This is a genomic window from Mycobacterium sp. E2238 (assembly GCF_001672665.1).
GTDB lineage: Bacteria > Actinomycetota > Actinomycetes > Mycobacteriales > Mycobacteriaceae > Mycobacterium.
Genome location: NZ_LZKF01000027.1, coordinates 39,533 through 66,110 on the forward strand (window position 1 = coordinate 39,533; position 26,578 = coordinate 66,110).

Annotated in this window: 25 protein-coding genes; 11 read left to right on the top strand and 14 right to left on the bottom strand. The window is 66.8% G+C overall.

Going from position 1 to position 26,578, the window contains the following annotated elements:
- Positions 1-55 precede the first annotated feature (55 nt).
- Positions 56-691 carry a cutinase family protein gene (locus A5711_RS02385; protein WP_369827332.1) on the top strand — a complete coding sequence of 212 codons (636 nt, stop codon included), beginning with the start codon at positions 56-58 and terminating at the stop codon, positions 689-691.
- Between the two features lie 46 nt (positions 692-737).
- Here A5711_RS02385 and A5711_RS02390 read toward each other — a convergent pair whose 3' ends face one another.
- The 3 genes from A5711_RS02390 to A5711_RS02400 all read right to left on the bottom strand — a co-directional run bounded on the left by A5711_RS02390 (position 738) and on the right by A5711_RS02400 (position 2,978).
- On the bottom strand, positions 738-1,118 hold the full coding sequence (locus A5711_RS02390; protein ID WP_067943683.1) for a DUF5073 family protein: 381 nt from the start codon (positions 1,116-1,118) through the stop codon (positions 738-740).
- A complete protein-coding gene (locus A5711_RS02395; RefSeq protein ID WP_067943685.1) occupies positions 1,118-1,903 on the bottom strand; it encodes a heavy metal-binding domain-containing protein in 786 nt (261 codons plus the stop codon). The genes A5711_RS02390 and A5711_RS02395 overlap by 1 nt, the downstream gene beginning before the upstream one ends.
- A gap of 181 nt (positions 1,904-2,084) precedes the next feature.
- Positions 2,085-2,978 carry an SDR family NAD(P)-dependent oxidoreductase gene (locus A5711_RS02400; RefSeq protein WP_156744729.1) on the bottom strand — a complete coding sequence of 298 codons (894 nt, stop codon included), beginning with the start codon at positions 2,976-2,978 and terminating at the stop codon, positions 2,085-2,087.
- Positions 2,979-3,649: 671 nt separating this feature from the next.
- Here A5711_RS02400 and A5711_RS02405 point away from each other — a divergent pair.
- The 3 genes from A5711_RS02405 to A5711_RS02415 all read left to right on the top strand — a co-directional run bounded on the left by A5711_RS02405 (position 3,650) and on the right by A5711_RS02415 (position 5,734).
- A complete protein-coding gene (locus tag A5711_RS02405; protein ID WP_067943689.1) occupies positions 3,650-4,468 on the top strand; it encodes a SigB/SigF/SigG family RNA polymerase sigma factor in 819 nt (272 codons plus the stop codon).
- A 117-nt stretch (positions 4,469-4,585) separates the two neighbouring features.
- Positions 4,586-5,209, top strand: coding sequence for a hypothetical protein (locus A5711_RS02410; RefSeq protein ID WP_067943691.1), 624 nt, complete (start codon positions 4,586-4,588; stop codon positions 5,207-5,209).
- Positions 5,210-5,242: 33 nt separating this feature from the next.
- On the top strand, positions 5,243-5,734 hold the full coding sequence (locus A5711_RS02415) for a DUF2231 domain-containing protein (RefSeq protein WP_067943692.1): 492 nt from the start codon (positions 5,243-5,245) through the stop codon (positions 5,732-5,734).
- On the opposite strand, the gene A5711_RS02420 is transcribed toward A5711_RS02415, so the two are convergent.
- On the bottom strand, positions 5,731-6,228 hold the full coding sequence (locus tag A5711_RS02420) for a nitroreductase family deazaflavin-dependent oxidoreductase (protein WP_067943693.1): 498 nt from the start codon (positions 6,226-6,228) through the stop codon (positions 5,731-5,733). The genes A5711_RS02415 and A5711_RS02420 overlap by 4 nt on opposite strands.
- Before the next feature lie 144 nt (positions 6,229-6,372).
- On the opposite strand from A5711_RS02420, the gene A5711_RS02425 reads away from it, so the two are divergent.
- From A5711_RS02425 to A5711_RS02445, 5 genes are all read left to right on the top strand, one after another.
- Positions 6,373-7,050 (top strand): TetR family transcriptional regulator, encoded by a 678-nt coding sequence (locus A5711_RS02425; RefSeq protein WP_067943694.1) that lies wholly within the window; start codon positions 6,373-6,375, stop codon positions 7,048-7,050.
- A gap of 39 nt (positions 7,051-7,089) precedes the next feature.
- Positions 7,090-8,313, top strand: coding sequence for a cytochrome P450 (locus A5711_RS02430; RefSeq protein ID WP_067943696.1), 1,224 nt, complete (start codon positions 7,090-7,092; stop codon positions 8,311-8,313).
- Positions 8,314-8,406: 93 nt separating this feature from the next.
- Complete coding sequence (locus tag A5711_RS02435) at positions 8,407-9,639, top strand: Xaa-Pro peptidase family protein (protein ID WP_067943699.1); 1,233 nt, start codon at positions 8,407-8,409, stop codon at positions 9,637-9,639.
- On the top strand, positions 9,629-10,738 hold the full coding sequence (locus A5711_RS02440) for a Xaa-Pro peptidase family protein (protein WP_067943701.1): 1,110 nt from the start codon (positions 9,629-9,631) through the stop codon (positions 10,736-10,738). Before A5711_RS02435 ends, A5711_RS02440 begins: the two co-directional genes overlap by 11 nt.
- 213 nt (positions 10,739-10,951) lie before the next feature.
- Positions 10,952-12,259 (top strand): HNH endonuclease signature motif containing protein, encoded by a 1,308-nt coding sequence (locus A5711_RS02445; RefSeq protein WP_082974025.1) that lies wholly within the window; start codon positions 10,952-10,954, stop codon positions 12,257-12,259.
- A gap of 10 nt (positions 12,260-12,269) precedes the next feature.
- Here the strand turns inward: A5711_RS02445 and A5711_RS02450 are convergent, their stop codons facing one another.
- From A5711_RS02450 to A5711_RS02480, 7 genes are all read right to left on the bottom strand, one after another.
- Positions 12,270-13,541: a hypothetical protein gene (locus A5711_RS02450; protein WP_067943705.1), complete on the bottom strand. Its 1,272-nt coding sequence runs from the start codon at positions 13,539-13,541 to the stop codon at positions 12,270-12,272.
- Positions 13,542-13,545: 4 nt separating this feature from the next.
- Positions 13,546-14,310, bottom strand: a complete 765-nt coding sequence (locus A5711_RS02455; protein WP_067943707.1) for an SDR family NAD(P)-dependent oxidoreductase — start codon at positions 14,308-14,310, stop codon at positions 13,546-13,548.
- Positions 14,307-16,622 (bottom strand): CaiB/BaiF CoA-transferase family protein, encoded by a 2,316-nt coding sequence (locus A5711_RS02460; protein ID WP_067943709.1) that lies wholly within the window; start codon positions 16,620-16,622, stop codon positions 14,307-14,309. The genes A5711_RS02455 and A5711_RS02460 overlap by 4 nt, the downstream gene beginning before the upstream one ends.
- A gap of 14 nt (positions 16,623-16,636) precedes the next feature.
- Positions 16,637-17,605: an enoyl-CoA hydratase/isomerase family protein gene (locus A5711_RS02465; protein ID WP_067943712.1), complete on the bottom strand. Its 969-nt coding sequence runs from the start codon at positions 17,603-17,605 to the stop codon at positions 16,637-16,639.
- Positions 17,606-17,634: 29 nt separating this feature from the next.
- Positions 17,635-18,471: a mycofactocin-coupled SDR family oxidoreductase gene (locus A5711_RS02470; RefSeq protein ID WP_067943716.1), complete on the bottom strand. Its 837-nt coding sequence runs from the start codon at positions 18,469-18,471 to the stop codon at positions 17,635-17,637.
- Positions 18,471-19,673 carry a cytochrome P450 gene (locus A5711_RS02475; protein WP_067943717.1) on the bottom strand — a complete coding sequence of 401 codons (1,203 nt, stop codon included), beginning with the start codon at positions 19,671-19,673 and terminating at the stop codon, positions 18,471-18,473. The genes A5711_RS02470 and A5711_RS02475 overlap by 1 nt, the downstream gene beginning before the upstream one ends.
- Before the next feature lie 236 nt (positions 19,674-19,909).
- Positions 19,910-20,596 carry a TetR/AcrR family transcriptional regulator gene (locus tag A5711_RS02480; RefSeq protein ID WP_067943719.1) on the bottom strand — a complete coding sequence of 229 codons (687 nt, stop codon included), beginning with the start codon at positions 20,594-20,596 and terminating at the stop codon, positions 19,910-19,912.
- Positions 20,597-20,766: 170 nt separating this feature from the next.
- Here A5711_RS02480 and A5711_RS02485 point away from each other — a divergent pair, with 170 nt between their 5' ends.
- Both A5711_RS02485 and A5711_RS02490 read left to right on the top strand, forming a co-directional pair.
- Positions 20,767-21,384 (top strand): preprotein translocase subunit SecD, encoded by a 618-nt coding sequence (locus tag A5711_RS02485; protein WP_067943721.1) that lies wholly within the window; start codon positions 20,767-20,769, stop codon positions 21,382-21,384.
- A 1-nt stretch (position 21,385) separates the two neighbouring features.
- Positions 21,386-22,213 (top strand): sugar phosphate isomerase/epimerase, encoded by an 828-nt coding sequence (locus A5711_RS02490; protein ID WP_067943731.1) that lies wholly within the window; start codon positions 21,386-21,388, stop codon positions 22,211-22,213.
- Between the two features lie 144 nt (positions 22,214-22,357).
- On the opposite strand, the gene A5711_RS02495 is transcribed toward A5711_RS02490, so the two are convergent.
- From A5711_RS02495 to A5711_RS02505, 3 genes are all read right to left on the bottom strand, one after another.
- On the bottom strand, positions 22,358-23,566 hold the full coding sequence (locus A5711_RS02495) for a cytochrome P450 (protein ID WP_067943733.1): 1,209 nt from the start codon (positions 23,564-23,566) through the stop codon (positions 22,358-22,360).
- Positions 23,567-24,237: 671 nt separating this feature from the next.
- On the bottom strand, positions 24,238-25,473 hold the full coding sequence (locus tag A5711_RS02500) for an FAD-dependent oxidoreductase (protein ID WP_067943740.1): 1,236 nt from the start codon (positions 25,471-25,473) through the stop codon (positions 24,238-24,240).
- Positions 25,473-26,578, bottom strand: a 1,106-nt coding sequence (locus A5711_RS02505; RefSeq protein ID WP_067943742.1) for a sulfatase-like hydrolase/transferase, incomplete at its 5' end; no start/stop codon positions are given. The genes A5711_RS02505 and A5711_RS02500, both read right to left, overlap by 1 nt.

Here is a 26,578-nt window from a genome sequence, read left to right on the forward strand (position 1 = left end):
CTTAGTCACCCTGTGACAAAATCACGCTGTGCAGGCGCATCGTCTCGGCGGTTTGATTTGTGCTGTGCTGGCAGCGTTTTGGACGCTCCCGGCCGTTCCGGTCGCGGCAGCCGGGCCGTGCCCCGACGTCGAGGTGGTGTTCGCGCGGGGCACCAACGAGCCGCCCGGCATCGGCCGGATCGGACAGAGCTTCGTCGACAGCCTGCGGCCGCGCGTCGGCGGCAGGTCCGTGGGCGTGTATCCCGTCGACTACCCGGCGACCACTGACTTCCCCAGGGCCGTGGATGGAATCAGCGACGCGGGCGCGCACGTCGAACACATGGCGGTCTCCTGCCCCCGAACCAGGATGGTGCTGGGCGGGTACTCCCAGGGCGCGGCCGTGATTGGTTTCGTCACCGAGAGCGCGGTGCCGGACGGGGTGCACCTGGTCCAGGCGCTGCAGCCGATGCCGGCCGAGGTTTCCAACCACGTGGCCGCGCTCGCGCTCTTTGGGAAGCCGTCGAACCAGTTCATGAGCATCCTCAACGAACCGCCCGTGACGATCGGCCCCCCTTATTCGGCCAAAACCATCGAGTTGTGCGTGCCCGGCGACCCGGTCTGTTCGGACGGGGGCAACCCCGTCGCGCACCGCCAATACGTCGAGGCCGGTTTGGTTGACCAGGCGGCCGATTTCGCCGCCGGACGCGTGTAGACCGGCGCTCGAACCGAGCCCCGAGGCAACCGGCGAGCGGGCGGCGTCAGCGCGGTCCGGCCCCGGCATCGAGGACCTCGATGGCCGCATCGATGTTCGGGATGATCGTTGGGCCGTAGCCGGTCACCAGCTGCCCGAGGGCGCGGGCGATGTGCGGTCCGACGGCAGCCGCGGCGAGGACCTCTTCGCCCAGAACGATGCCGTTCACCAGGTGGGCGGCGCTCAGGCGGCCGTCGGGGGTGACTTCATAACGCCAGTGGCCGATCTGCACCCGTTCCGGCTGCGACCGGAAGAAGCCGCGGCGCGCGGCAGTGGAAATCACCCCCGGTACGCCGGAGAACACCCGAAGGACCAGCCCGACTCCCCCGGGACCCGACAAGGCCGCTCCGATGGACTGGCCGACCCGCTCGTGATCGAGGCTCGTCATCAATCGCTCATGGGCAGGACGAACGACGGCGTCACCGGCTGCGCCGCACCGCCGCGACGCACCGCGGTTCCCGCGACGTAGAACTCCACGGTGTGATGGCCCCAGGCGTAGTTGGAGATGGCGAAGTGCACCCCGACGACGCCGCTTCCGCCATCGCGCTCGGCCTCACTTTGCATGCGCGACATCGCCAGCTCTCTGGCCTGGTAGCTGCCTTGCGTCCACTGGGGCATCTCGGCGTTGCGCCCCACCTGGCCGAGCGTGCGCAGGAACCCTTGCACGGCGATGTGGAACACGCAGTTGCCCATCACGAACGCGACCGGGACGAATCCCGATCGCAGGAGGGTGGTCAGGTCCTGCCCGGACAGGTGACTGGTGAACGCCTGCCCGTTGGGACGGCGATAGGCTCCGGGCTTCTCCGTGTATCGCACCGCGGTGCCGACCGCGATGAACTCGAGATGCTCGCCCTCGCCCTGATGGCGCCATTCGAGGCGGACACCCACCACGCCGTCCGCGCCCAGCGAATCGGCCTCCGCCTGCATCCGCGACATCGCGTTCCAGCGCGCCCGGTAGGTCGCGTCGGTGAGCACGGGCAGCTCGGATTGTTGCCGGATCCCGGTGAACTGATAACCGACGTGGTAGACCGAGACGCCCATCACCAGCTCGATCGGCTCGAACCCGGCCCCATGCAACAAGGCGAATTCGTTGATCGAGAGATCAGAGGTGAACACTTTGCCTGCGTGCGACAGCCGTTCGCTGGCAACTGGGTCGAGCGGGTTCGGTTGCATTGTCAAAACGCCCTCCTGCGGTTCGCAGGACAGCGTAGGCCGCCGGGCCGCCCCGCACACCCACAACGTGCGACTTTCCCGTGCATCAGTGGTGAAATCAGGGCGCCCGGGGGCGCCGCTCCCGGCCCGTGGCGACACCGCCACGGCGTCGACCAGATCGATTTGCTGCCGCCCGGGTCGATCAGTGCGCGGCTTGCGCGGCGCCGATCATCGCGTGCAGATCGTCGAGCGACCAGGGTTCGCCGTCGCGGTGGTCGCGGTAGCCCAGCACCCGCGGCGTCGGCCGGTCGAAGCCGCCGACGAATCCGCCTGCCGCGACGAAGATCTGGCCCGTGACGGCCCGCGCCAGGTCGCTCACGAGATACGCGTAGAGCGGAGCCACGAAGGCCGGCGGCGCGCTGTCGAGCGAGGCGCGCATGGTCATCTCGTCCAGCAGCCCGCGCCGGTGCAGGTCTTCGATGTGCTTCTCGTACTCGGCACCCGTGGACAGCCGGGTCCGGGCGCCGGGACACACCACGTTGGCTCGCACGCCGTGGCCTTTCAGTTCGGCGGCGATGGCCATCGTCAGCGCGTTCACGGCGCCCTTGCCCGCGGGATAGCCGGTGCCGCCGTAGTCGCCCAGAAACGCGACCGAACTGGTGTTGACGATGGCGCCGTGCCCCTGCGCGGCCATGACGGGAGCCGCCGCCCGGCAGGTGTGAAAAGCGGTGCCGAGGTGAGCGCTGATCAAGCGGTCGAAGTCGCCCGGCGAGATGTTCAGAATCGAGGAGCCGGGTGGTTCGGCGATCCCCGCGCAGTTGATCAGCCCATTTAGTCGTCCATACCTGCGCACGCAGTCATCGACAAGGACGCCGGCGATGCGCTCGTCGTCCGCGGGTCCGACCACCGCGCTGGCATGCCCGCCGGACGCCGTGACCGCGGCGACCGTCTCCTCCACCGCCTCCGCGTCGCGCCCGTTGACGATCACGCCCGCGCCCAGGCCGCAGAGCAGCTCGACGACCGCCCGCCCGATCCCCCGGCTGCCGCCGGCCACCACCACGCCGCGCCCGTCCAGCGAGCGCCCGCCGGCATTCATCGCCGTCATAATGCGTTGTGCGCGAACGGCTCTCGGCTAGGGTCGAGAGCAAGTCGCGGGAAATCGGTCACGAACATTAGGCGAACAGTACCCAGCCGGGCCAGAAATGAGAACCGTAGCCGGCGCCTTCCGACACGCGCGGAATGTGATGGGCGCGGTCGACTCCGGTTAACCTGAGAAATGCCGCTCCGCTTTGCCGGCGGCCGCCGGTTCGAACCGGAGTAATCCCGACGGTCCATTTCGCGCGGTGAAAGTGCTGGCCCGGGCAAGCGTCAGGAGGTTTGCTGCGATGCGGTTTGTTTGTTCGGTGCAAACGGGTGGGACAAGGGCCGGGGCCGACTCGGGGTGAGCGATCGCGGGCGCACGCAATGGGGCGTATAGTCGTAAACGAAGTCCGTTCTGGACGTGTCGCCGTTTAGCCCAAAGCGGCCAGTCAGCCGCATGGCTACTGAGCTTGGCATGGCTCCGGCGACAAACACCTGAGTCATCTCCCGCCGGTAACCCGCGCGTTCGATTACCGACCAGTCCTGCGGATACAGGTGCAGTGAGGCGACGTGCGCATAGCTGCCAGTCTCGTTGCACACGACTCAGAGGAGTGAGTCAGTAATGCAGAAATGTTTGTGCACCAAAGTTTTCAGGATCAGCCGCGCCGCGAACGGGCGCGTGCGCCTATGACCAATGTGATTGCTCCCGCCCGTCCTGCGTCCACCCCGCCGTGCCGTGACAAGAAAGCCGACGATTCGTACGACGACGTGGTCGAGATGTTCGTGCTGCTGCGCCGGATGCCGGCCGAGTCGCACGAATACCGTCGCCAGCGCGAACGGATCGTGACCCGATGCCTGCCCCTGGCCGACCACGTGGCCAGCCACTTCGCCCGCCGCGGCGAGGGGCTCGATGACCTCATCCAGGTGGCGCGACTGGGCCTGATGAACGCCATCAACAGGTTCGATCCCGATAAGGGCCCGAGCTTCATCGGCTTCGCGGTGCCGACCATGATGGGCGAGGTTCGGCGTTACTTCCGCGACTACAGCTGGGGCATGCGGGTCCCGCGGAGATTACGTGAACTGCACGTGCAGATCAGCAGGACGACCGGCGATCTGGCCCAGAAACTGGGACGCGCACCCACCGCGGGCGAGTTGTCGCAGGAGCTGGAAGTCCCGCGCGAGGAGATCGTGGAATGCCTGGTGGCGGGCGACGCCTACCGGCTGGATTCCCTGGACGCGCCGGTGGGCACCGACAGCTCGGGCACACCGCGACTGGTCGCGGACGCGGTCGGCGGCATCGACCCGCAGATCGAACACATCACCAACCGGGAAGCGCTGCGCGTCCTGGTTGCCGGACTCCCCGAGCGCGAACGCGAGGTCTTGCGCATGCGATTCTTCGAATCGATGACGCAGAGCCAGATCGCCGAGTGCATCGGGGTGTCGCAGATGCAGGTCTCGCGCATTCTGGCCAGCACCCTGCGCTGCCTACGCGACCAACTGGATTAGCCCCTCATCTCTTTCGGGGCCTTCGGCGCCACGGTGGCGCCGCGCCGCAATGTACTGTGCGATTCGGGAACGAACTCGACGGTGGCGCCGAAGGCGGCCTGGAAGGGAGCTCGAGCGATGAGGACTTCACGGACGGTGGCCGCGGGCGTCGCGGTGACGGCGGCGCTGGCGGTGGCGATAGCGGGGTGCGGCAAGAATTCGACGACCTCGACGCCGTCGAAGTCGGGGTCGTCCAGCTCGGCCACCAGTGCGCACAGCTCGGCTCCGACGTCGTCGGCCGCCGCGCAGCCGAGCGAGTACACCGGACTGCTGATCCAGGCGAGCGACATCAACGCGCCGATACCGTTCACCGCCACCCCACCGACCCCGAACCCGAATGGCCAGCCGGGCGTCGCGACGACGTTCAAGGACGAGGACGGCAGCCACGTCATCAAGGACACCATCCAGGTGTTCGCGGACCCCGGCGCCGCCACCGACGCGTTGAACACGGCCAAGGGCGCCCAGGGTGACGTGATCAAGAACCCGACGACGCAAGCTGCCAACGTCGGAACCGGCGGAACGACCTTATTGGGCAACAATCCGGACAAGAGCAAGGGCGTGACGATACTGCTGTTCACCGAGGGCAGGGCCTTCGTCACGCTGCAGTTCGACGGCCCGCCCGACACCCTGGCCCCCGCGGATTTCGTCAACGACGTTGGTCAGAAACAAGATGCCGCCATCAAGAAGGGCCTCGGCGGCTGAGCGCGAACTGACCGCCCACCACCAAGGAGCCCGATGACCATCATCAACGGCATGCCAGCCCATGCCCTGCTGCTGCACTTCGTGGTCGTGCTGGTACCGCTGACCGCCCTGCTGGAGATCGTGTGCGTGTTTTGGCCGACGGCGCGTCGGGGCCCGCTGTTGTGGCTCGCTCTGATATTCGCGGTCGCCACCATGGTGTTGACGCCGATCACGGTGAACGCCGGGGAATGGCTTTACGACCTGAGGGCCAAACCCAGCGCCATCCTGCAGAAGCACGCCACTCTGGGCGCGACGATGACCTACTTCGCCGCCGCACTGCTGGCGGCCGCGCTGGTGCTAGTGGTGATGCGCGTGATCGAACGCCGCTCGGACAAGAGCCGCGTGGTCGTCCGGGCGACCATCGCGATACTCGTTCTCGCCGCTGCCATCGGGTCGACGGTCCAGATCTATCGCGTGGGTGATGCTGGTGCGCAGTCGGTTTGGGGCGACGAGATCGCGAAGCTGAAAAAGTCGCATCCGGGTTAGTCCCCGCCGCGTCGCGATGGGATCTGCGGCGTGAGGAGAAACAGGCGGAACTGGCGCCCGCCCGCGCGGTCTTGGGCTAATTGATAGTTCGGCCAGTGCGCCAGCGCCTCTGACCACGCTTTGTCCCGCTCCTCGCCGGTGAGTAACCGTACCGCCGCGACGAAGCGCTGCCCGCGCCTGCGGACGGTAACCCGCTGCGTGGCTTTCAGATTCGCCGACCACGACGGGTGGCGGTCCCGACCCCAATTGGAACCGACCAGCAACAGCCCATTGTCGACGGGCACGTACTGCACCGTCGCCGTGCGGGCGAGGCCCGTTTTGCGTCCCGCCGTCGTGATCCGCACGTTCGGCAGGCCGGCCAGGTCCAGCACGCCGAGCCGCCCACCCGTCACGAACCGCATCAGCGCCTCGACGGCTTCCGCGACCGGCCGGCCATTGAGGACGAGCCGGCGGTAGGCCGTCGGATTGGCGGCCAGCCGCTGGAGCGGATTCATACGGCGACTGTATTCCCGTGCGGGCCGGCCCGGGCGTCGCAGCAATGAAATCACCTTGACGGAACGGGATTCCAATGCGGACGCGTAGCACACCGCCCGGCGACCAAACTATTAAATAAACTGCTTGATTTAATCAGGCACGCGGTGTTCACTGAGGCGATGACCGCCGAGCGGATGGCCCGGTCCGTCCGATCGACGGGTACGCGGGACGCGATCCTGTCGGCCGCGGAGGTGCTGTTCGCCGAACGCGGCATGTATGCCGTATCGAATCGGCAGATCAGCGAGGCGGCAGGGCAGGGCAACAACGCCGCGGCTTGTTATCACTTCGGCACCAGGACCGACCTGCTCCGGGCGATCGAGAGCAGGCATCGGGAACCCATCGAGGAGCTCCGGGCGCAGATGTTGGACGCCGTCGACGATTCGATCGACCTGCGCGACTGGGTGGGCGCGTTGGTGCGACCCCTCACCGATCACCTGCACGCGCTGGGTACGCCCAGCTGGTACGCGCGGTTCGCCGCCCAGGCCATGGCCGACCCCACCTACCGCCACGTCGTCACCAAAGACGCGCTCACGTCGCCGCTGCTGGTGCGGACCATCGACGGCATCAATCGCTGCCTCCCCGAGCTGCCCAAGCGGGTGCGTTCAGAACGCATGGTCATGGTGCGCAACCTGCTCATGCACACCTGCGCCGAGCACGAAGGCGCCCTGGCCGAACACGGGCCACGGTCGCGTTCGGCCTGGCCGGTCGCCGGCGAAGGCCTGATCGACGCCATCGTCGGCCTGTGGCGCGCACCGGTCCACGTGGGTGCGGCATCCGGCTAGTCCGGCGAAAACCAAAGCAGGCCAGCAGCAAGGAGAACGATGACCGACGTCTCGACCGCCACCGATATCCCGGAGTTCCCGATGTCGCGGGCCCCGGGCTGCCCGTTCGCCCCGCCCCCAAAGGTGTTGGAGCTCAACGCCGACAAGCAGCTCAGCCGGGTGCGAATTTGGGACGACAGCACGCCGTGGCTGATCCACGGCTACGAGGCGATCCGGGAGTTGTTCACGGACTCGCGCGCCAGCGTCGACGACCGGCTGCCGGGATATCCACATTGGAACGAGGGCATGCTCGCGACGGTGCACAAGCGCCCGCGATCGGTGTTCACCTCCGACGCCGGAGAACACACCCGATTCCGGCGGATGCTGTCAAAGCCCTTCACGTTCAAGCGGGTTGAGGCGCTGCGCCCGGCGGTGCAGCAGATCACCGACGATCACATCGACGCGCTGCTGGCCGGCCCCAAGCCGGGCGACATCGTCAGCACGTTGGCGCTGCCCGTCCCATCGCTGGTCATCAGCCAATTGCTGGGTGTGCCCTACGAGGACGCCGACTTCTTCCAGGCCCAAGCCCAACGGGGCATGGGCCGCTACGCGACGGAGGAGGACACGGCCCAGGGCGCGGCATCGTTGGCGAAGTACCTGGCCAATCTGGTGCGGGCGAAAATGCAAAGCCCCTCGGAGGATTTGGTGTCCGACCTCGCCGAGCGGGTCAACGCCGAAGAGCTCAGCGTCCGCGAGGCCGCGCAGTTGGCCACCGGCGTCCTCATCGCCGGTCACGAAACCACCGCCAACATGATCAGCCTGAGCGTCGCGGCCCTGCTCGACCATCCCGACCAGCTGGCGTGGATGCGCGACAGCGACGATCCGAAGGAGATTGCCGTCGCGGTCGAGGAATTGATGCGCTACCTGAGCATCATTCAGACGGGCCAGCGCCGCATCGCGGTCGAGGACATCGACGTGGGCGGCGAGACCATCCGCGCCGGCGAGGGCATCATCCTCGACGTGGCGCCGGCGAACTGGGACTCCCGCCAATTCCCCGAGCCCGAGCGGCTCGACCTGCGCCGGGAGGACGGCCCGCACGTCGGCTTCGGCTACGGCCGCCACCAGTGCGTCGGGCAGCAGCTGGCCCGGATGGAGCTGCAGATCGTCTTGCCCACGTTGCTGCGTCGCGCCCCGAGCCTGCGGCTCGCGGTGCCGGTGGAAGAGCTGCCGTTCAAACACGACGCGCTGGCCTATGGCCTATACGAGCTTCCGGTGACATGGTGAGTAAACGATGATGTCGTCGCAAACCCGCACCCTTGAGATCGGAATCGACAACGTGACGTGGTCGTCCGACTGCTCGCACCACTTGGGTATCTGATGACGAATTCACTCACCCACGGCTCGGTGATCGACATACCCGACGAACCGGACCGGGCACGCATGCGTACGGAAATCGGGGCGCGGCTGCGGTCCGCGATGGCCGACCATGGTGTCGACGCGCTGATCCTGTCGATGAACGGCTACGTCGGGTATGCGACGGGCGCCAGCTGGCCGCTGCTGGACGCGGGCCTCTCGCATGTGGAGCGCCCGGTCGCGGTCGTACTCGCCGACGACGAACATCCGCACCTGTTCATGCCGTTCCGCGGCGGAGCGTCCGCGGCACCCCCGGTGTCCGACGACCACCTGCACGGCCCGGTCTACCTCGAATTCGACCACGGCGTAGGGCAATTCGCGCGCGAGCTGGCCGGGCTGATTCCGCCGGGCGCGAACATCGGCGTCGACGAGCTGACCGGGGCGATGCGCAGGGCAGGCCCCAACCTGTTCCCCGCGGGCGCGCCGACGGACGCGGCGATCGTGGTTGGTGCCGCGCAGCTGGTGAAGACGCGAGATGAGCTGTCCTGCCTTCGCCGGGCGGCCCGCATCACCGAAGAGGCGATGGTGGACGTGCAGGCGGCCCTGGCCCCGGGCGTGCGTCAGACCGAGCTTTCGGCCACGCTGGTGCGTCGCGCCTTCGAGCTGGGCGCCACCACCAACATGCTGGAGGCCATCTGGCAGGTCATGCCCAGCTCGCGCGAAACCGGAGTCTGGACGACCCACGGTGACCTTGCGTTGCCGCTGCTGCCCACCGATCGTGAACTCGCCGCCGGTGATGTGCTCTGGACCGATATCAGCATGACCTACCTCGGTTACTGCTCCGATTTCGGCCGTACCTGGGTTGTCGGCGAGCAGCCCACGCCCCGGCAACAGGATCAGTTCCGGCAATGGCGGGCCATCATGGATGCGGTGCTCGCCGCGACCAAAGCCGGTGTCACTTCCGGTGATCTGGCGCGGGCGGCGATCGCCGCCAACGGTGGCCGCAAACCGTGGTTACCGCATTTCTACCTGGGCCACGGCATCGGCACCTACCCCGCCGAAGCGCCCATGATCGGAACGGATCTCGGCGAAGAATTCGACGACAACTTCGTCTTTGCGCCCGGGATGGTTCTGGTTCTGGAACCAGTGGTGTGGGAGGACGGGACAGGCGGCTACCGCAGTGAAGAGATCGTGGTGATCACCGAAGACGGCTACCTGCCGATCACCGACTACCCCTACTCCCCTTATGGCGACTGAGGTTGTGCCCGACCCCCACCCATTGCGGATGGGCCGTCGGGAACGGGCACTGGCCCAAATGGACGCCCACGGGCTCGACGTCCTGGTGCTCGGGCGGCAGGCCAACATTCGTTATGTCACCGGCGCACCGCAGCTCTGGATCGCCGGGACGCGGCCGTTCGGTCCCATGTGTGTGGTGGTGCGCGCTTCCAGGGACATCTACCTCAACAGCACTGACGACGAGGGGGTTCCGGAGGAGATCGGGCACGATCACCTCTACGGACTGGCGTGGAACCCGATGACGCTCATCGACGTGCTGAAGAAGATCGACGGTGCCGAGACGGCGCGCCGCGTCGGATCCGATGCGATCACACCCACTTTCGCCGCGCTGCTGCCCGAGGCGTTCCCCAATGCCGACCTCGTCGACGCGGAGCCGGCGATGCGCGCGGCGCGGCGCATCAAGACACCTGACGAAATCGCGGCCATGGACACCGCCCTGCGCGTCGCCGAACGCGGACTCGCCGCGGCTTTGTCCGAATTCGCGCCGGGAGTCTCTGAGCGGACACTGGCCGCTGCCATGATGCAGGCCATGGCCGCGGGCGGGGTGAGCACGCCGGCCACTCAGGACGCCGCCTGGGTGACGTCGAAGGAACACCCTTGGCGCCGTGCCGATTCCGGCGAGGCTCGGCCGGGCGACCTGGTGGCGTTCGCCGCCGGGGCACTGGCGAATGGCTATGTCGCCGAGGTGGGCTGCACCCGGCCGGTCGGTGACGCTCCCCGTGAGCTCTTCCGACGGTCGGACGCGTTGCACGACAGCATGCTTGGGGCCTGCCGCCCCGGCGCACCCACCTCCGACCTGCTCGCCGCCTATCAGTCGGCCGGCGAGCCAATACCGCCGATGCCGATCGCGCACGGATTGGGGTTGGGTTTCGATCCGCCGGTGGTGTCCGAGCCTTTGCTCGCCGCGGGCGAATACGACGAGCTGGAGGTCGGCATGGTGTTGGCGATCACCGGCTATGTGTGGCAGGAGGGAATCGGCGCGGTATTCCGGCGGGACACCGTGCACATCACCGAGGACGGCGTCGATGTGATGACTACCAGCCCGCCGTGGACTGGCTGATTAAGATTTGACCTTCTGCAGCCGCGGATGCCGATGCCGATGCCGATGCCGATGCCGCAGTAAAGAAGGCGCGCCCTCTGCTGAAACCACTTGTGTCACTTTAGCTTCAGCGGTCTCAACGGCGGGTTTTTTGTCGGTGGGTGCCGATAGTTTCGCAGTGTGGCTATAGATCGCGACGCTGTGCTGGCAGCATTCGACACCATCGACGCTGCCATGGGCGACCTGGTCGGCTACGACGGTGACGATCTGGCCACTCCCGAGCAATTAGCGATGTTGAAGCGCTGCGAGAAGGTGCGCCGCCAGCTCCCGGCTATCGAGCATCCGCTGATCAACAACTTGGCCCGCCAGGCCACGGCAGAGGAGTTGGGCGGCAAGCTCTCCCATGCGATCGCCGAATCGACTTCGATCAGCCGCGCCGAAGCGTCGAGGCGCATCCAGGAGGCGGCCGACCTGGGGCCGCGGCGCGGGCTAACCGGCGAGCCCCTGGCGCCGATCCTTGCCGCAACCGCCGACGCCCAACGAGACGGAAAGCTGGGCACCGGGCAGGTGGCGGTGATCCGCAGGTTTTTCCGTCAGCTGCCCGGGTGGGTGGACTTCGCGACGCGTCAAGCCGTCGAAGCCGACCTCGTTACCCACGGAATGAACTATCGCCCCGAACAATTGGCCCAGCTCGCCGATCACGTCGCCGATTGCCTGAACCCCGACGGCACCTACACCGACGAGGACCGCGCGCGGCGGCGTGGACTGACCCTGGGCAAGCAGCAAGCCGACGGCATGTCGGAGTTGCGCGGCGTGATCAGCCCGGAGCTGCGGGCCACCATTGAGGCAGTTCTCGCGAAGCTGGCCGCACCCGGCATGTGCAACCCGCTCGACGACGTGCCATGCGTAGACGGCGCACCAAGCCAGGATGCCATCGATGCCGACGCCCGGTCGGCGGCCCAACGCAATCACGACGGGCTGAATGCGGGCCTCAGAGCCCTCCTGGCCTCGGGAAAACTGGGTCAGCACAACGGCTTACCCGCCTCCATCGTCGTCACCACGACGCTGCAAGAGCTGGAGGCCGCCGCCGGGCGCGGCCTGACCGGCGGCGGCACCATCCTTCCGATGAGCGATGTGATCCGCTTGAGCCGCCACGCGCGTCATTATCTGGCGATCTTCGACAAAGGCAAAGCCCTGGCCCTGTACCACACCAAACGACTCGCCTCCCCCGGCCAGCGAATCGTGCTGTACGCCAAGCATCGCGGGTGTTCCGCACCGGGTTGCACCGTGCCGGGTTACTACGCGGAGGTCCATCACGTCATAGAGTGGGCCAAGTGCCGGCGCACCGACGTCAACGACCTCACCTTCGCGTGCGGACCGCATCACCACCTGCTGAAGCCCGGCGGTTGGACGACACGTAAGAACGCCAAGGGCGACACGGAATGGATACCGCCACCGCATTTGGACCGCGGTCAGCCGCGCACCAACACTTTTCATCATCCCGAGAAGCTGCTCCGAGACGAGGACGACGAAGAGCCTTAGCTCAGGTGTCTCATTCCGCGAGCGCGGCGTCAAGCAGCTCCCCCACGCGATGCCGATCCCACAGGAACAGCAGGTTCGACAGCATCTGCAGCGGCGCCCGCACGCTCTCGTCGTCCCGGATCAGTGGATGCAGCCGGCTGTCCGGTATGGCTTCGAATCGCTTGCGGATCAACGCCGGTACCCCCAGCAGCCAGGCGACGCCCATCGCCGCCGCGTACAGCAGTGTGTGTCGGCGCAACCGAACCGGATCGAGCTCCGGACCGCCGCAACAATGGAATTCGGTGACGAACAGCTGCAACAGCTCGTCGAAATGCAAGTCCCACAAGTCGGTTTCGGCGCCAGACATGGCTCCCCAGACCGCCATCCCGAGGTTCATCTGGCCGACGCAGCCCCAGTCCATCAGGCCGCAGCGCAGAACGCCTCCGGGGTCGCGCCAGAACCATGCGTTGTCGATGTTCGCGTTCCAATGGCACAGCGCAACGTAGTCGGAGTCCGTCGACAAGAGGGCCGCGACAGCCTGCTCATAATGCGCGAACCGGGGCACGTCCGCACGCAGGCGCGCCACCAACTCGGGTGAACAAGCGGGCAGCAGCCCGGGGCGGGTCTCGGCGAAGTCGGCCAGTTGGTCAACGCGGCGCTCGAGCTTGGCCGGGGACAGCGCCGCCCGATCCCCCACCGTCGCGGTCGCCACGTCCAGCGGGAAGGGCGCGGTCAGCTCGGCCGGCAGCCGGCCGGATCGATGGGTGCCGGCGAGCCGGGCCAGCGCGGTGATCAGCGCTCGGTAGTGCTCGAGGGGTTCGGGCATCTCGTAGTCCAGGCATTTGTGATACTTCGGTTCGATCCCGTTGCCGCCGAATCGGATCCGCTCGGTGACCAGTATCCCGGTGCCGGTCCGGCGGTGATAGTCGGCGAACAGCACCCGGGGTACGGCGATCGGAAATCCCGCCGCACCGGACAGCGCGGCGAATCGCACTTCGGGTTCCATCTGGGTTCTGCCGCGGTCGCGCGCGGGGTCGTCGAAATCGCGCGAGAACTTGACGAACAAGTCGGCGGGCAGACCCGGGGCCGGATGAGCGTATTCGACCGAGAGCATCGCCTTGCGTCCCGTGCTGCCGCCGGCAACCTCAGCGAACCCGGTGACGCGGGCGATACCGTTGTCCCACAACGCACCAGAGGCGACAAGCGTCTCCGTGAGGAACGCCGCCGCACCGCTTTTCAGCGCCGCGGGGTCGGCCGGAAACGCCAACCCGTACCGGTCGCCCACGGCCCAATGTGAAGTCAATTGCTTACCAGGTTTGTTCGGCCGCGCGCACCAGCATGTGGTTGACGGCCACCCGGCGGTCCCGGGTCACCATGAACAGCACCGCGTCGGCGATGTCTTCGGGACGCAACTTGACCATGCCGGCGGTCTGGCGCTCGATCGCCTCCCGCGACGATTCGGCGAGGTGGGTGAAGATTTCGGTATCGACCGTTCCCGGGCCCACCACGCCGACCCGGACGCGCTGCCCGAGCACCTCCTGCCGGATGCCCTCGCTGAAGGCGTTCACGCCGAACTTGGTCAGCGAGTAGACCGCGGTGTTCGGTCGGGCCACCCACCCGGCGGTCGAACTGATGGTGACCAGGTCGGCGACACCGCGCGGCGAGTCGGCGGCGGCGGCGATCAGGTGCGGGAGCGCCGCCCGCGTGACGTACAGGACCCCTTGCACGTTGACCGTCACCATGGCGTCCCAATCCTGCAGCGACGCCTCGGCCGCCGGTCCGGATTGCATGAGCCCGGCGTTGTTCACCACGGTGTCGAGCCGGCCGAACTGCGCGACGGCGCGCTGCACGGCCGCCGATACCTGCTCGGCGTCGGTGACGTCGGCCGCCACCACCAGTGCTGTGCCGCCGGTGGATTCGATCTCGGCTTGCAATTCGGCGAGCCGGTCCGCGCGGCGAGCGAGCAGGGCCACGGCCGCGCCTTCCGCAGCGAGCGCTTTCGCCGTCGCGGCCCCGATTCCGCTGCTGGCACCGGTGACCAGGGCCGCGGTGTGTGCAAGTGTCCCCGTCATGCGCCCAGTATCTCGTGTAGCACGTAGCCGGTGTGCTCGCCCAGGTCCGGCGCGCCGCGGGCGATACGTGCCTGGCCGCGAGCCATCCGCCAGGAGGGCCCGACAATCGGGCGCTGGCCCTCACGATGGTCGCTGACGAACCGGTAGAGCTCGCGGTCCCACAGCCGTTGATCACCGATCACGTCGAGAGCGGTCGCACTCTTGCCGGCCGGGACGCCCGCCGCGCGCAGGCGGTCCGCGAGTTGCTCGGCTTCATGGCACCGGGTGAGTTGCGTGAGGCGGGCGTCGAGCGTCTCGGCATCGCACCGTCGCCCCTGCATGGTGGCGTAGCGGCGTTCTCGGGCCAGCGATCCCGCGCCCAGCACGTCGCACAACCGACGCCACTGCGCGTCGTCGGCGACGGCCACCGAGATCCAGCCACCGTCCGCGCAGGGATAGCAGCCATGCGGGCACAGGTCCGGATGGTCATTTCCGTTGGGCCCGAGGGCCTTTCCGTTCAGGGCATGCTCGAGCAGGCAGTCGCCGATCATCGATGACAGGGTTTCCACGGCCGACAAGTCGATGAACTGCCCGGCGCCGCTGACCTCGCGATGCAACAACGCGACCACGGCGGCGTATGCGGCCGCCGCGCCGACGGTCGAATCGCCGTAGCGCATGCTCGTCCCGAGCGGCGGCCCGCCGCGATAGCCGACCAGCGAAGCGAGCCCCGCGAGCGCGGCGAAGCATGGCGCGTAGCCGGTTTGGTGACCCAGCGGTCCGTCGTTGCCCCACATCTTGATCGACACGGAGATGATGTCCGCCTTGATCTCGGTCAGCTGATCATGGCCGAGACCTTGACGTTCCATCGCGCCCGGGCGCAGGTTGTTGATCACGATGTCGCTGCGGGCGATCAGCTCACGCAGCTGCGCCATGCCGTCGCTGGACTTGATATCGAGGTCCACGCTGAGGATCTCGGGGTTGATGCTGAGGAAGTAGGGCGCGTGGTTGATGTCGGTGCCGCCGTAGGCGCGCATCTCCTCGGGGCTGCCCGCGGTCTCGACCTTGATGACCTCGGCGCCCAGCATCGCCAGCAGCTTGCCCGCGTAGGGCCCGGCCCACACCTTGGTGAGTTCGACGACCCGAACCCCCTGCAGCGGTCCGCCGCGCGGATCCTTGGGCGGCTTGAGTTGCGCCGACCTGACTCGGGACCGCGGGCGCGGGGCATCGATGCTGCCCAGGACCTGTCCGGTGTGCTCGCCGAGGGCCGGTGCGGCGGAGGCGATTCGCGCCGGGGACGCGCTGAAGGCGTATGGCACCGTCGGGTACGCCGCGTCACCCAACACGGGGTGCCGCACCTGCTGGAAGAAACCGCGATGCCGGTACTGCGGCGAATCACGCAGGTCCGCGGCGCCGTTCACCGGCACCAGCGGCACACCCAGGTGTTGGGCTCGATCGGACACTTCGTCCTTGGTGAGGTCCCGGATCCACGCCGCGAACCCCCGATGGAACGCGGCCACCTTCTGCGGGGTGACGGAAAACTCCAGCCAGTCGTCGTCGAACTCGTCCAGCCAAGCCGGGTGGCCAACAAGTGCTTTCAGGCCAAGCCAGTGCGTTCGGCTCGTCATGTACAGGTACACGAAACCGTCGGCGCACGCGAAAAACGCTGCCGGGCCTGCCTGGTCGTAGTCGCTGCGGTGGCCTTCGGCGGTCACCTCACCGGTGATGAACCGGCCGATGATGCAGTCGGCGCGGGAGGCCAGCACGGCGTGCGCGGAGATGTCGATGGAATCGCCGTGGCCGCTGTGCAGGCGCCCGAAGAGCGCCGCCGTCACGCACAGCGCGGCGTCGAGTCCCGCTTCGTAGTCGGCCAGGAACCGGCCGGGCCCCTGCAATGGCGGCTTGGCGGGGTCGGGGTGGCTGGGAGTGTGGTATCCCCAACCGCTGGCATGGAAAACGTTGATGCTCTCGGCATTGCCGAACTCGGCGGGCGCGTCCCGCCCGAACGGTGTGATCGAACAGAAAACGACGGACGGATGCCGATCGGACCCGCCCGAGTCGCGGTCTTCGATGACCGCGTCGGCCGAAGCGATCAGCTCCTGCAGGCGGTCGGGATCCAGCACGACGGACTGCTTGTTGGTGTTGAGGTACGCGAACAACCCGCTGCCCTCGGGACCGTCGGCGAGGATGGGAGCCATCGCGCGCGTCGGGCTGCCGCGCCCCGGCTCCTCGACCTTGAGGACCTCGGCACCGAAGTCGGCCAACAACTTTCCGCAGTACTCCCCCGCCACGGACCCGGCCAGCTCGACGACCCGGAAACCCGCCAGCGCCGACATGCGAGATCAGACGGTCAGGGCTTCGCACGTCCCGAACGGCTCAGGCGCCACTCCGGCGGGAAGTTCAGGTCATTGTCCTTCACCACGTTGTTGAGGCCCTTCTCGAAGGTGCCCGCGGTCAGGTCCACTTCCTCGGCGTCGTTTTGGATCATCGGCAGCATGCCCTCGACCATGCCGGTGAGCAGACTGCCGAAGTATTCACCCTTGTGCTGTTTGTAGAGCTCCAGGAAGGTCTTCTGCACCGCGACGGTGTCGGTCGGGCGGGAGCGGGAGCACGCCATCGCGTACTTCAGGGTCTCTTCTTCTAGCTTCTCCCGGGGCACCACGCTGTTGACGAAGCCGCATTCATACATCTCCTTGGCGCTGAACGGCCTTCCGGTGAACAGCATTTCGGAGAACTTGCGCAGCCCCATCGTCTCGGCCCACCACCACAGCCGCGGTCCCCAGCCCACGTAGCGAAAGGCCGGGTGCCCGAACAGCGCATCGTCCGAGGCGACCACCAGGTCGGCGTCGCCGGCCTGGTAGAAGTGCCAGCCGTAGCAGTAGCCCTTGGCCTCGATGATGCTGATCTTCCGCAGCTCCTGAAGCGGGCGGTTTCCCGCTCGGGCCTTGGCATAGAAATCGGTGACGGTCGACAGGTAGCGATACGATCCGCCGGGCGGGTACTTGACGTCATCATCGTTGATCGCCAGCTCGTGCAGCAGCGGCATCCCGGGGTTCTCCAGCATTCCCCGCTGCTCGGGCAGGTCGCCCCCGCTGCCGAAATCCTCGCCCTCGCCCCGGATCACGACGACCTTGACGTCGTCGTCGACGTTGCACTTGTGGATCAGGTCGGCGTAGTTCTGCCGCATGCCCAGGGTGGTGGAGTTGAGCTCCTCGGGGCGATTGAAGGTGATGTAGGCGATCCGGTTCTTCTTGTCCTTCTCGAACCTGATGTACTGCTCGGCTTCCTTCTTCATTTCTTCGTAGTCGTATTCGGGCATCGTCGTCTCCAACTTCTCTTGAGATAGCGTTATTTGAGCAAGCTGCCCGCGTCGACGGGAAGCGAAACGCCAGTGACATAACGAGATTCGTCAGAGGCGAGGAACAGGACCGCGTTGCTGATGTCCACCGCGTCCACCCACGGCACCGGCAGGGTGTGCATCATCTGGGAGATGGGAGCGCAGTCGTCCGGGCCCGGATTGTCGAGGTCCGGGCGGAACAGCCGGAACGTGTTGTCGTTCATCACCATCGTGGTGCTCACCTGGGTGGGTAGCACGGCGTTGACGCGGATCATGTGCTGACCGAGCTCGACGGCGAATGCACGCATCAGGCCGATGACGCCGTGCTTGGCGGCGACGTAATGGCCGGTGTTCGGGTAGGCCTTGCGCCCGCCGACCGAGCTGGTGAGCACGATCGATCCGCCGCGACCACCGGAAAGCAGGTGTGGAACGCCCGCTTTGACCGTGTGCCAGACGCCGCTCAGGTTGATGTCGATCATGTCCTGCCAGACGTCCTCCCGGATCTTGTGCAGCTTCCTGCCGTCGGTACCCACGCCCGCGTTCGCGACGATGACGTCCAGCCGCCCGAGTTGTTCCACGCCGGCGTCCACGGCGGATTTCAGCGCGTCGTAGTCGCGGACGTCGACCTGCGCGGTGACGATGCGACGATCCTGAGCTTTGACCAGGTCGGCCGTCTCGGCCAGGTCGTCCGGCGTCGAGTGTGGATAGGCCAGGTTCTCGATGGGCCCGCAGACGTCGATCGCGATGATGTCGGCGCCCTCCTGCGCCAAGCGCACCGCGTGGCTGCGGCCCTGACCGCGGGCGGCGCCGCTGACGAACGCGACCTTTCCCCCGACGCGTCCGGCCATCAGGGCACCACGGTGGGCAGTGTTTCCCAGCCGCGCACCGACGACGTCGGGCTGAGCGTGGCGCTGGCCAGGTCGGGCTCCCACTCCGGGAAGCGCTTGAGGATCTCCTCGAGGGCAACGCGGCCTTCCAGCCGGGCCAGCGCCGAACCCAGGCAGAAGTGGGCACCAACGCTGAACGTCAGGTGCGAGCGGGCGGGGCGGTGGATGTTGAATTCGCCCGCGTCGGGACCGAACTGCCGCTCGTCGCGGCAGGCCGACCCGAGCAGCATGAGCATCACGCTGCCTTCCGGCACCGTCTGGTCATAGAGGCTGACGTCGCGCGTCACATAGCGCGCCATGTGCGGCGCGGGCGGCTCGAAGCGCAGCAACTCCTCGATTGCCTGCGGGATGAGGCCGGGGTTCTCGACGAGCTCGCGACGCTGGTCGGGGTGCTCTGCGAGAACCTTTCCGGCCCAACCGATCAAGCGCGTCGTCGTTTCGTTGCCCGCTCCGGCCACCACGTTGAGGTAGACCAGTATCTCCTCGCGCCTCAGGCGCCGCGTCGTGCCGGTTTCGTCGACGAATTCGACGTTCAGCAACTCGGTCATGATGTCGTCGGACGGATTGTCGGCACGCCAATCGATGTAGGCCTCGAACTGCTCGCCCACTGACAAGCCATGCTCGGCGGCACTCATCGGCTTGCCGGGTTCGGTGCGCAGTTGGGCGTTGCCGCGATCGCGGATGTACTCCTGGTCTTCTTCGGGAATCCCCAGCAGTGCGCTGATGACCTTCATCGGCATGATGGCGCCCAGGTCGGTGACGAAGTCGAACCGCCCCGACCCCACCAATGGATCCAGCGCCTGCGCGCAGAACTCGCGGATCATCGGCTCCAGCGCGGCGATCTTGCGAGGGGTGAACATGCGCGACAGCAGTTTGCGATGCACGTCGTGTATCGGCGGGTCTTCGAAGATCAGCATGCCCGAAGGGATCTCGAGGTTGGCCTTGATCAGTTCCATGATCACGCCCCGCGCGGAACTGTAGGTGCCGTAGTCGAGAATTCCCTTGTTCACATCGGCGAAGCGGCTCAGCGCGTAAAAGTCGTATTCGGAGTTGTAGTACAGCGGCGCCTCGTCACGCATGCGCTTGAACATCGGGTACGGATCGGCGATCAGCTCGACGTCGTACGGGTCGAATCGCACATGGCTATCGGTGCTCGTGGTCACGAAATCCCTCCTACCGCTGCCTTTTACCGGCATCCGTACGATTTGGCAGCGCTGGATCCGGTTCGGGCAATTTATACACTCCGCTTAAATGCGTTGCTGTGACATGCGCATGGGCTGGGCTGAAATCGGCCCGTCATCACGGCCTAACTCTATTCTCGTAGAGAACCATACGGCGAATGGTCTGGCAAGACCCCATGCCGCATAAGCCGTCACCGATTCACGCATGTTCGGCCCGCTCAGCCGAGCGCCGTCGCCCGGTCCCGGCCCGTGGCGCGCCGGCCGGCCGTGTCGGTCAGCCGGCCCTGCTGCGGGCTCCGCAGAATGCCGGCGGCGATGGCCGACAAGATGCCGTCCAGCTGCTCGGGACTGTCGACGATCCGGTCGCCGTGCGCGTACCGGACCAGCAGGCCGTTGATGAACGTCAACGTCACATTGCTGAGGTCCTCGACCACGGCGGGCTCCAGGTCCGCGCCGTGCGGCATGAGCTGGACCAGGATCTCGCGGTGCAGTTTGGTGAATTCGTCCGTGGCCCGCTGCAGGATTGCGGCCAGCGCCGGGTCGCGGGCGGCCTGCATGGTCAGCTCGTAGCGCGCCTTGGTACGGAACAGCTGCGGCTCATTACCGGATTGAATGACCACCTGGGACAGTCGCGAGGGCGAGGGGTTGTCGCCCCGGCCGTCGGAGTCGTCGGCGACGGACCGTAGGTCGGCGAGGTCGAGCTCGGCCATCCGCTCGGCCACGGCGCGCAGCAGCGCCGAGCGGGTGCGGAAATAAAAGGACGTGGTGCCGTCGGGCACGCCGGCCTTGCGGTCGACCTTGAGGTGGCTTAACCCCTTGGCCCCGTCGTCGGCCAACAACTGGATCGCCACATCGCATAAGTCGCGGCGACGCTCCCCGGGATTAGGCTTTCGGCGTTTGTCCATGACGTCTCGGATCCAAACCTTACTCTATTTTCGTAGTGTCAGAAAGGGGTCGGGCGCAGGTTGCGGCCGCCCCGGTGGGCCATCATGTCGGCCGTGCGCGAACTCCCCTGCGCCGCAACGACTCACCACGCGTACCGCGGCACCGGGTTTTCGGCTGCAAGAATGATCGAATGATTGGGCGTCGAGTAGGTGAGAATCTTGGTGCGGTCGGGCGCCGCGCGGCGTGCGTCGGCCTGCTGGCGACCCTGTTGTGCGGCTGCCACTCGGCGCGCCACCAGGCCGCACCCACCACGTCGAGCGCGGGCACCACCACCACCACCACGACGCCCAAGCCAATACCGCCGCCCCCGCCGATCGTGAAGATCGCACCGTTGCCCGTGCGCCCGGTGACCAAATCGCAGCCGGCCAGCGCGCAGAAGTGCCCCGCCACCGACTCGAATCGACCGGTGGTCCCGACGGACGCGATCACCGCGTGCGACATCGGCAAGACCACCGCGTACACCTTGGGCCCGGAGTCCATGCAGCTAGGGTTGTTGAACGTGGACCCGCCGAAGGCGCTGACGGCCGACTTCTACGAGGTGACCCTGATCCTGGACCCACCGTCGGCGGCGGCGTGGGCGTCATACACCGCCGCGCACCTGCAGGACCACGTGGCGTTCGTCCGCGGCAATCTCGTCCTGGAGGCGCCGATCATCGAAGACCAGGTCACGTCCGGGCGCATCGCGCTGACAACCCAGACCACCCAGGGCGCCGCGCAATTGGCGCAACTAGCCGGCCGGCCATCCTGAGATGACAACGGGCGCCGACCGGCTCGGCATTGGCATGCTCAGCGTGTTCGGCCTTCCGCCAGTTGAATTGGTCAACCTGGCGGCAGATCTGGGCTGCCGTTACATCTCCGCCGCGCTGCAGGGGATGCCGTTGTTGCCACTCGGCTATCCCCGCTTCTCGCTCAAGGATGACGCCGGCCTGCGGAAAACCCTGCTCGCCGCGATGCACGACCGCGGCGTGACGATCTCCCTCGGCGACGGCTTCCTCGTAGCGCCCGGCGCCGACACGAGCGCGTTCTGCACCGATCTCGACGTCCTGGCCAAACTGGGCGTCCCGCGGATCAATGTGGTCAGCCTGGACCCGGACTTACCGCGCAGCTTCGACCAGTTCGCCGCCCTGACCGAGATTGCCGCGCAACGGAATATCCAGACGCTCATCGAACCGGTGCCCGGCCTGACCGTCGGCGACCTGCCGACCGCGCTGGCCGCCTTGCGACATGTCGGACGCCCCGACTTCCGGTTACTGATCGACACCATGCACCTGGTGCGCTCCGGTTCCGGCGCCGCCGCTCTCGCCGCGATCGACCCGGCGCAAGTGGCTTACGCCCAACTCAACGACACCACGCTGCGGCCGCGCATCGAAAACTACATGGAGGAAGCCATGTTCGAGCGCATGGTTCCCGGCGAGGGTGAACTGCCCCTGCGGGACATCCTCTCGGTGCTCCCGTCCGACATCGTGATCGAGATCGAGGTACCGCGACGGTCGTTGGCGTTGTCCGGGGTCAGCCCGATCGACCGGCTGCGACCATGCGTAGAAGCGGCGCGGCGGTTGCTGTCCGAGATGCCGTGACACGGCGCCGTGACCATGATGGTGGCTACAGCGCGACCGGTGGGGTGCCGGTGTTCAAAGCCTTCACGCAAAGCGGTGCAACAGAATTCGCCGCTCGCCAAGGTCGGCGATGGTCCGTGTCAGTCCAGCGGTCAGATCCCTGAGTTAGTCCAGGGTGCAGGGCAGTGCCTTGACACCGTGGACGAACATCGAGCGCAGCGGATCGGGCGGAGCCGTCGCACGCAGTGTCGGGAACGCAGCTAGCAGTGTGCCCAGCACTACGCGCATCTCCATCCGCGCCAACCCCGCTCCGAGGCAAAAATGTGGTCCACCGGCTCCAAAAGCTTGATGATCGCGGGCGTTGGAGCGCAGGATGTCGAAGCGCGACGGGTCGGGGAACACGCTCGGATCGTGGTTGGCGGCCAGATACCACACCACGACCTTGTCTCCGGCAGCGATCTGAACGTCGCCGAGGACTGTGTCCGTCGTTGCAGTCCGCCGCATGTGCAGCACCGGTGATGACCAACGGAGCACCTCCTCGATGGCGTTGGAGTGAAGTCCGTCGAAATCGCCCGCCAGGGCGACGCGTTCGTCGGCGTGCTCGCTCAGCAGGTGCATCGCCCACGCCAGTGCAGTCCGAGTGGTGTCGTTTCCTGCCGCGGCGAGCAGGATCACGAAAGACCCGAATTCCGCTGCGGTGAGCCGTTTCCCGTTGACCTCGGCCTGCATCAAAGCGGAGGTGATGTCATCGCCAGGATGCCGGCGTCGCTGCCTTCCAAGGTCGATGGTGTACTCGAAGAACTCGCTGACCGCCTGCAAACTGGTAGCGATGTCGCTGACGTGGCCGTCGTTGACGCCCAGGATCAGGTCAATGAGTTCACGCAAGCGCGTGCGGTCGCCGACCGGGATTCCCAGCAGGTCCGCGATGACTTGGAACGGAAGGCTTGCCGCCACAGTGTCGACGAAGTCAAACGTACGACGCTCCCGGATCTCTTCGACGATGGCGTCGGCCAGCCTGCCGACGCAATCGGTCATGCGGCGAATTGATCGGGGTGAGAACGCCACCTGTGCGAGACGCCGATACTGCTGATGCTTGGGATCGTCCATCACGATGATCGAGCCAAGGATCTCGAGCAGATCCGGAGGCATGTCGTCCAACGAGAAACCAAGGGTGCTCGTGAACCTCTTGGGGTCCCGGGTCACCGTACGCACCCCGGCATAGGACGTCACCGACCAAAAGCCACGCCCATCCTGCTGCGGAATGAACTCAACACCCCCACTGCGGGCGCGCAACGTAGCGAAGTGCTTGAGGCGAGTTTGAAGGTCAGTCTCCCAGAACGGGCTCAGCAGCGAGGGGTTCACCGCGGTTTCCATACTAAAAAGTATGGCACGTCGTCCGAGTATATCAACCCAGACTCGCGGACTAAATCCGCAGCAACCGGCAAGTCGCCGCAGTAACAAACGCAAAAATTCCGTCGAGCGCACCAGATGGGCTTGAATCCATACTGGACACCCAAGAGCGACGCCTGGTTCTACGCAGGCCTTAGGAGGCACTCAAAGCTGAGGAATTCAGCGAAGAAAGCAGCTCTCGAACCAGTGGTTCGAGAGCTGCTGCGTTGGCCGGGTCGACTACGTGCAGGGAACCCCGTGCGGCCCGCCAATCCAATGGCCGGGTGGCGACTGCCACGGGCAAATCTGCTTGACCTGCCCCGGCGGCAGCGGGTTCCAATGCCCATCGTCGACAACGTGCGGACCCGGCGGAACCGGCGGAGGCCACGGTCCCGGGTGCGCACTTGCCATACCGGTACCGAGCCCAAGTGCCGCCGCGCCCAGCGCGCCGGCGACAGTGGCCTTGCCTGCTAACTTCTTGATATTCACGATTGCTGGCCTCCTCTCGATCCGTGCCTCGCCCGCAGGCGGCGTCCGCACCGCGGGGATCGGACCGAATTATGACCTCAATTTGCTCATGAAAGCCTACCCCCACGCGCGAGAATTCAAACCGCCCCCGCTGCGACCAGGGGATTTGCCGATACCGGAGCGCTGATTCAGCCGTCGTGGTCAGCGGGGGCGCGGCGCGCGAATTCCGGCGCATGCTCGGGCCGCACGCCGACGCCGACAAAGTAGGCCGGCACGGCCGACAGCCACGGCAATCGTTTCATCAGGCCGAGCAGCGCCCCGGGCGGCGTTGGGTCCGCGCCGCGCAACAACGGCCCGAGCAACATGTGGTGCAGCACCTGCTGCACCAGCTGGGTCACCACCGTGGGCAATACGCGGCGGCGGTGCACCGCGGCGAGCTCGCGACCACTGACCCGGTGTCGTCGCAACGGTTCGGCCAGTATCGTTGCGGCCGCGACGGCATCCTGGATCGCCAGGTTGATGCCGACCCCGCCCAGCGGCGACATCGCGTGCGCCGCATCCCCGATGCACAGCAGCCCGTCGGTGTGCCAGCGCCGCAGCCGATTCACGTGCACGTCAAGGTGTTTGACGTCGTCCATGGATTGCAGCGCCGCGACAGACTCGGGCATGTCCGGTAGCAGCTCTTCGACGTCGCGCCGGAACGCCTCGATGCCGCGCGCCCGCAGCTGGGCGTCGGTGCCCTTCGGCCCGAGGTAGGCGATCTGGAAGTAACCCTCCCGCGGGATCACGGCGAGTCCCTTGCCCGGACCGAGGCGGGGCAGGAAGGAGTATTCGGTGTCTTCCTTGTGCGGCAATCGGAACCACCACACGTCAAACCTCACCGGGTATTCGCGCGCCTTGAGTCCGGCCTCATGTCGGACGATCGACCAGCGGCCGTCGCAGGCAACGGTCAACTCGGCGCGCAATTCACCCGGGCCCTCGGGCCCGCGGTAGCGCACTCCGGCAACCCGGCCGCCCTCCCACAGCAAGCCGGTGACTTCCGTGTTCATCCGCAGCGAGAAGCTCGGCTCCTCCTGTGCCGCGGCGGCGAGGAGGTTGAGCAAGTCCCACTGCGGCACCATCGCGACGAAAGGGTGGGGCTGGCGCAACCGCTCGAAGTCGACGTAGGTCACCGACCGCCCGTTGGATTCGAGTTTCGCGGTGCGGACCTCGGTAAAAGGCAAGGCCGCGAACGGTTCCCACAGGCCCAGTTCGTCGAGCAACCGCATGGTGGTCGGGTGGACCGTGTCGCCGCGGAAGTCGCGCAGAAAGTCACCATGCTTCTCCATCAGTGTCACCTGCACACCCGCCCGGGCCAGTAGCAGCCCCAGGACCATTCCGGCCGGGCCGCCACCGACGATCGCACACGAGGTTGTCTCAGCCATCAGGCCTCGGCCTCGAAGTCGAACACCGAGACCGGATCGAGGATGACGCCGTTGTCCTCGACGTAGCGGTCCCACAACGTCAGCAGCTCGCCCAGCTTGTCCGGGTGCGACTCGGCGAGGTCGTGGATCTCGCCCGGATCGGCAGCGAGGTCGTAGAGCTGCCAGCCGCCCGGGCCGTATGGTGCGGGCAGGTGCAGCGCCTTCCAGTTCCCCTGACGAATGGCGCGGCGGCCGAACAACTCCCAGCCCGTGCCGGTATCGGCGTCATGCACGGCCTCCGCGCCGCCCGACAGATACGGCACCATGGAGCGGCCGCGCATCGGTGCCACCTCACGCCCGCGATACGTCGTGCCGGGATGCGCGGCCCCCGCCAGTTCCAGCACCGTCGGGGCGATGTCCATGACGGTGCTGAACGCGGTCCCCACCTCCCGTTGCCGGTCAAAGCCGGGCCAGGTGACGAAGCCGACCACCCGGATGCCGCCCTCGGTGGTGAAGGCCTTGTGCAGCCGTGACGGCGCGGTGGCCGCTTGCGCCCATCGCGGCCCGTACCAGATGAACGAGGATGGCCGGCCGAGGTTGTCGACGCTGTTGTCGCAATGCTTTTCGATCTGCGCGGCGATACGCGCACCGTGCAGCGGCATCGCTTCGACGATCGCACCTTCGGCACCGTTGTCGGAGAGGAAGATAACGACGGTGTTGTCGAGTTCGCCGCTGTCCGAGAGGTATTCGATCACCCTGCCGATGTTCCAGTCCATCCGGTCGACCATCCCGGCGTAGACCTCCATGCTGCGGGCCGACACCGCGCGCTGTTCGTCGGTCATGTCGGCCCACTCCGGGGCGCCGTCGGCGACGACCGGATGCGCCTCGACGTCGGGCGGGCACAGACCCAGCCGCTTGAGGGCCGCGAGCCGCTCTTCGCGAAGCGCGTCCGGACCGGCGTCGTAGCGGCCACGGTATTTCGCGATCGATTCGTCCGGCGCGTGCAGCGGCCAGTGCGGCGCCTGGAAGGGCAGATACGCGAAGAAGGGCCGGTCGTCGCCGGGCGCCCGTTCGCGCAGGTACTGCAACAGCTTGTCGGTGTAGAAGTCCGACGAGTAGAAGTCGT

What these genes read in the sequence shown, in the direction of transcription:
- A5711_RS02390 (WP_067943683.1), bottom strand. Translation starts at nt 1,118, where the DNA reads ATGACGAGCCTCGATCACGAGCGGGTCGGCCAGTCCATCGGAGCGGCC.
- A5711_RS02395 (WP_067943685.1), bottom strand. Translation starts at nt 1,903, where the DNA reads ATGCAACCGAACCCGCTCGACCCAGTTGCCAGCGAACGGCTGTCGCAC.
- A5711_RS02400 (WP_156744729.1), bottom strand. Translation starts at nt 2,978, where the DNA reads ATGAATGCCGGCGGGCGCTCGCTGGACGGGCGCGGCGTGGTGGTGGCC.
- A5711_RS02405 (WP_067943689.1), top strand. Translation starts at nt 3,650, where the DNA reads ATGACCAATGTGATTGCTCCCGCCCGTCCTGCGTCCACCCCGCCGTGC.
- A5711_RS02410 (WP_067943691.1), top strand. Translation starts at nt 4,586, where the DNA reads ATGAGGACTTCACGGACGGTGGCCGCGGGCGTCGCGGTGACGGCGGCG.
- A5711_RS02415 (WP_067943692.1), top strand. Translation starts at nt 5,243, where the DNA reads ATGACCATCATCAACGGCATGCCAGCCCATGCCCTGCTGCTGCACTTC.
- A5711_RS02420 (WP_067943693.1), bottom strand. Translation starts at nt 6,228, where the DNA reads ATGAATCCGCTCCAGCGGCTGGCCGCCAATCCGACGGCCTACCGCCGG.
- A5711_RS02430 (WP_067943696.1), top strand. Translation starts at nt 7,090, where the DNA reads ATGACCGACGTCTCGACCGCCACCGATATCCCGGAGTTCCCGATGTCG.
- A5711_RS02435 (WP_067943699.1), top strand. Translation starts at nt 8,407, where the DNA reads ATGACGAATTCACTCACCCACGGCTCGGTGATCGACATACCCGACGAA.
- A5711_RS02440 (WP_067943701.1), top strand. Translation starts at nt 9,629, where the DNA reads ATGGCGACTGAGGTTGTGCCCGACCCCCACCCATTGCGGATGGGCCGT.
- A5711_RS02445 (WP_082974025.1), top strand. Translation starts at nt 10,952, where the DNA reads ATGGGCGACCTGGTCGGCTACGACGGTGACGATCTGGCCACTCCCGAG.
- A5711_RS02455 (WP_067943707.1), bottom strand. Translation starts at nt 14,310, where the DNA reads ATGACGGGGACACTTGCACACACCGCGGCCCTGGTCACCGGTGCCAGC.
- A5711_RS02460 (WP_067943709.1), bottom strand. Translation starts at nt 16,622, where the DNA reads ATGTCGGCGCTGGCGGGTTTCCGGGTCGTCGAGCTGGCCGGGTCCGTG.
- A5711_RS02465 (WP_067943712.1), bottom strand. Translation starts at nt 17,605, where the DNA reads ATGCCCGAATACGACTACGAAGAAATGAAGAAGGAAGCCGAGCAGTAC.
- A5711_RS02470 (WP_067943716.1), bottom strand. Translation starts at nt 18,471, where the DNA reads ATGGCCGGACGCGTCGGGGGAAAGGTCGCGTTCGTCAGCGGCGCCGCC.
- A5711_RS02480 (WP_067943719.1), bottom strand. Translation starts at nt 20,596, where the DNA reads ATGGACAAACGCCGAAAGCCTAATCCCGGGGAGCGTCGCCGCGACTTA.
- A5711_RS02485 (WP_067943721.1), top strand. Translation starts at nt 20,767, where the DNA reads ATGATTGGGCGTCGAGTAGGTGAGAATCTTGGTGCGGTCGGGCGCCGC.
- A5711_RS02490 (WP_067943731.1), top strand. Translation starts at nt 21,386, where the DNA reads ATGACAACGGGCGCCGACCGGCTCGGCATTGGCATGCTCAGCGTGTTC.
- A5711_RS02495 (WP_067943733.1), bottom strand. Translation starts at nt 23,566, where the DNA reads ATGGAAACCGCGGTGAACCCCTCGCTGCTGAGCCCGTTCTGGGAGACT.
- A5711_RS02500 (WP_067943740.1), bottom strand. Translation starts at nt 25,473, where the DNA reads ATGGCTGAGACAACCTCGTGTGCGATCGTCGGTGGCGGCCCGGCCGGA.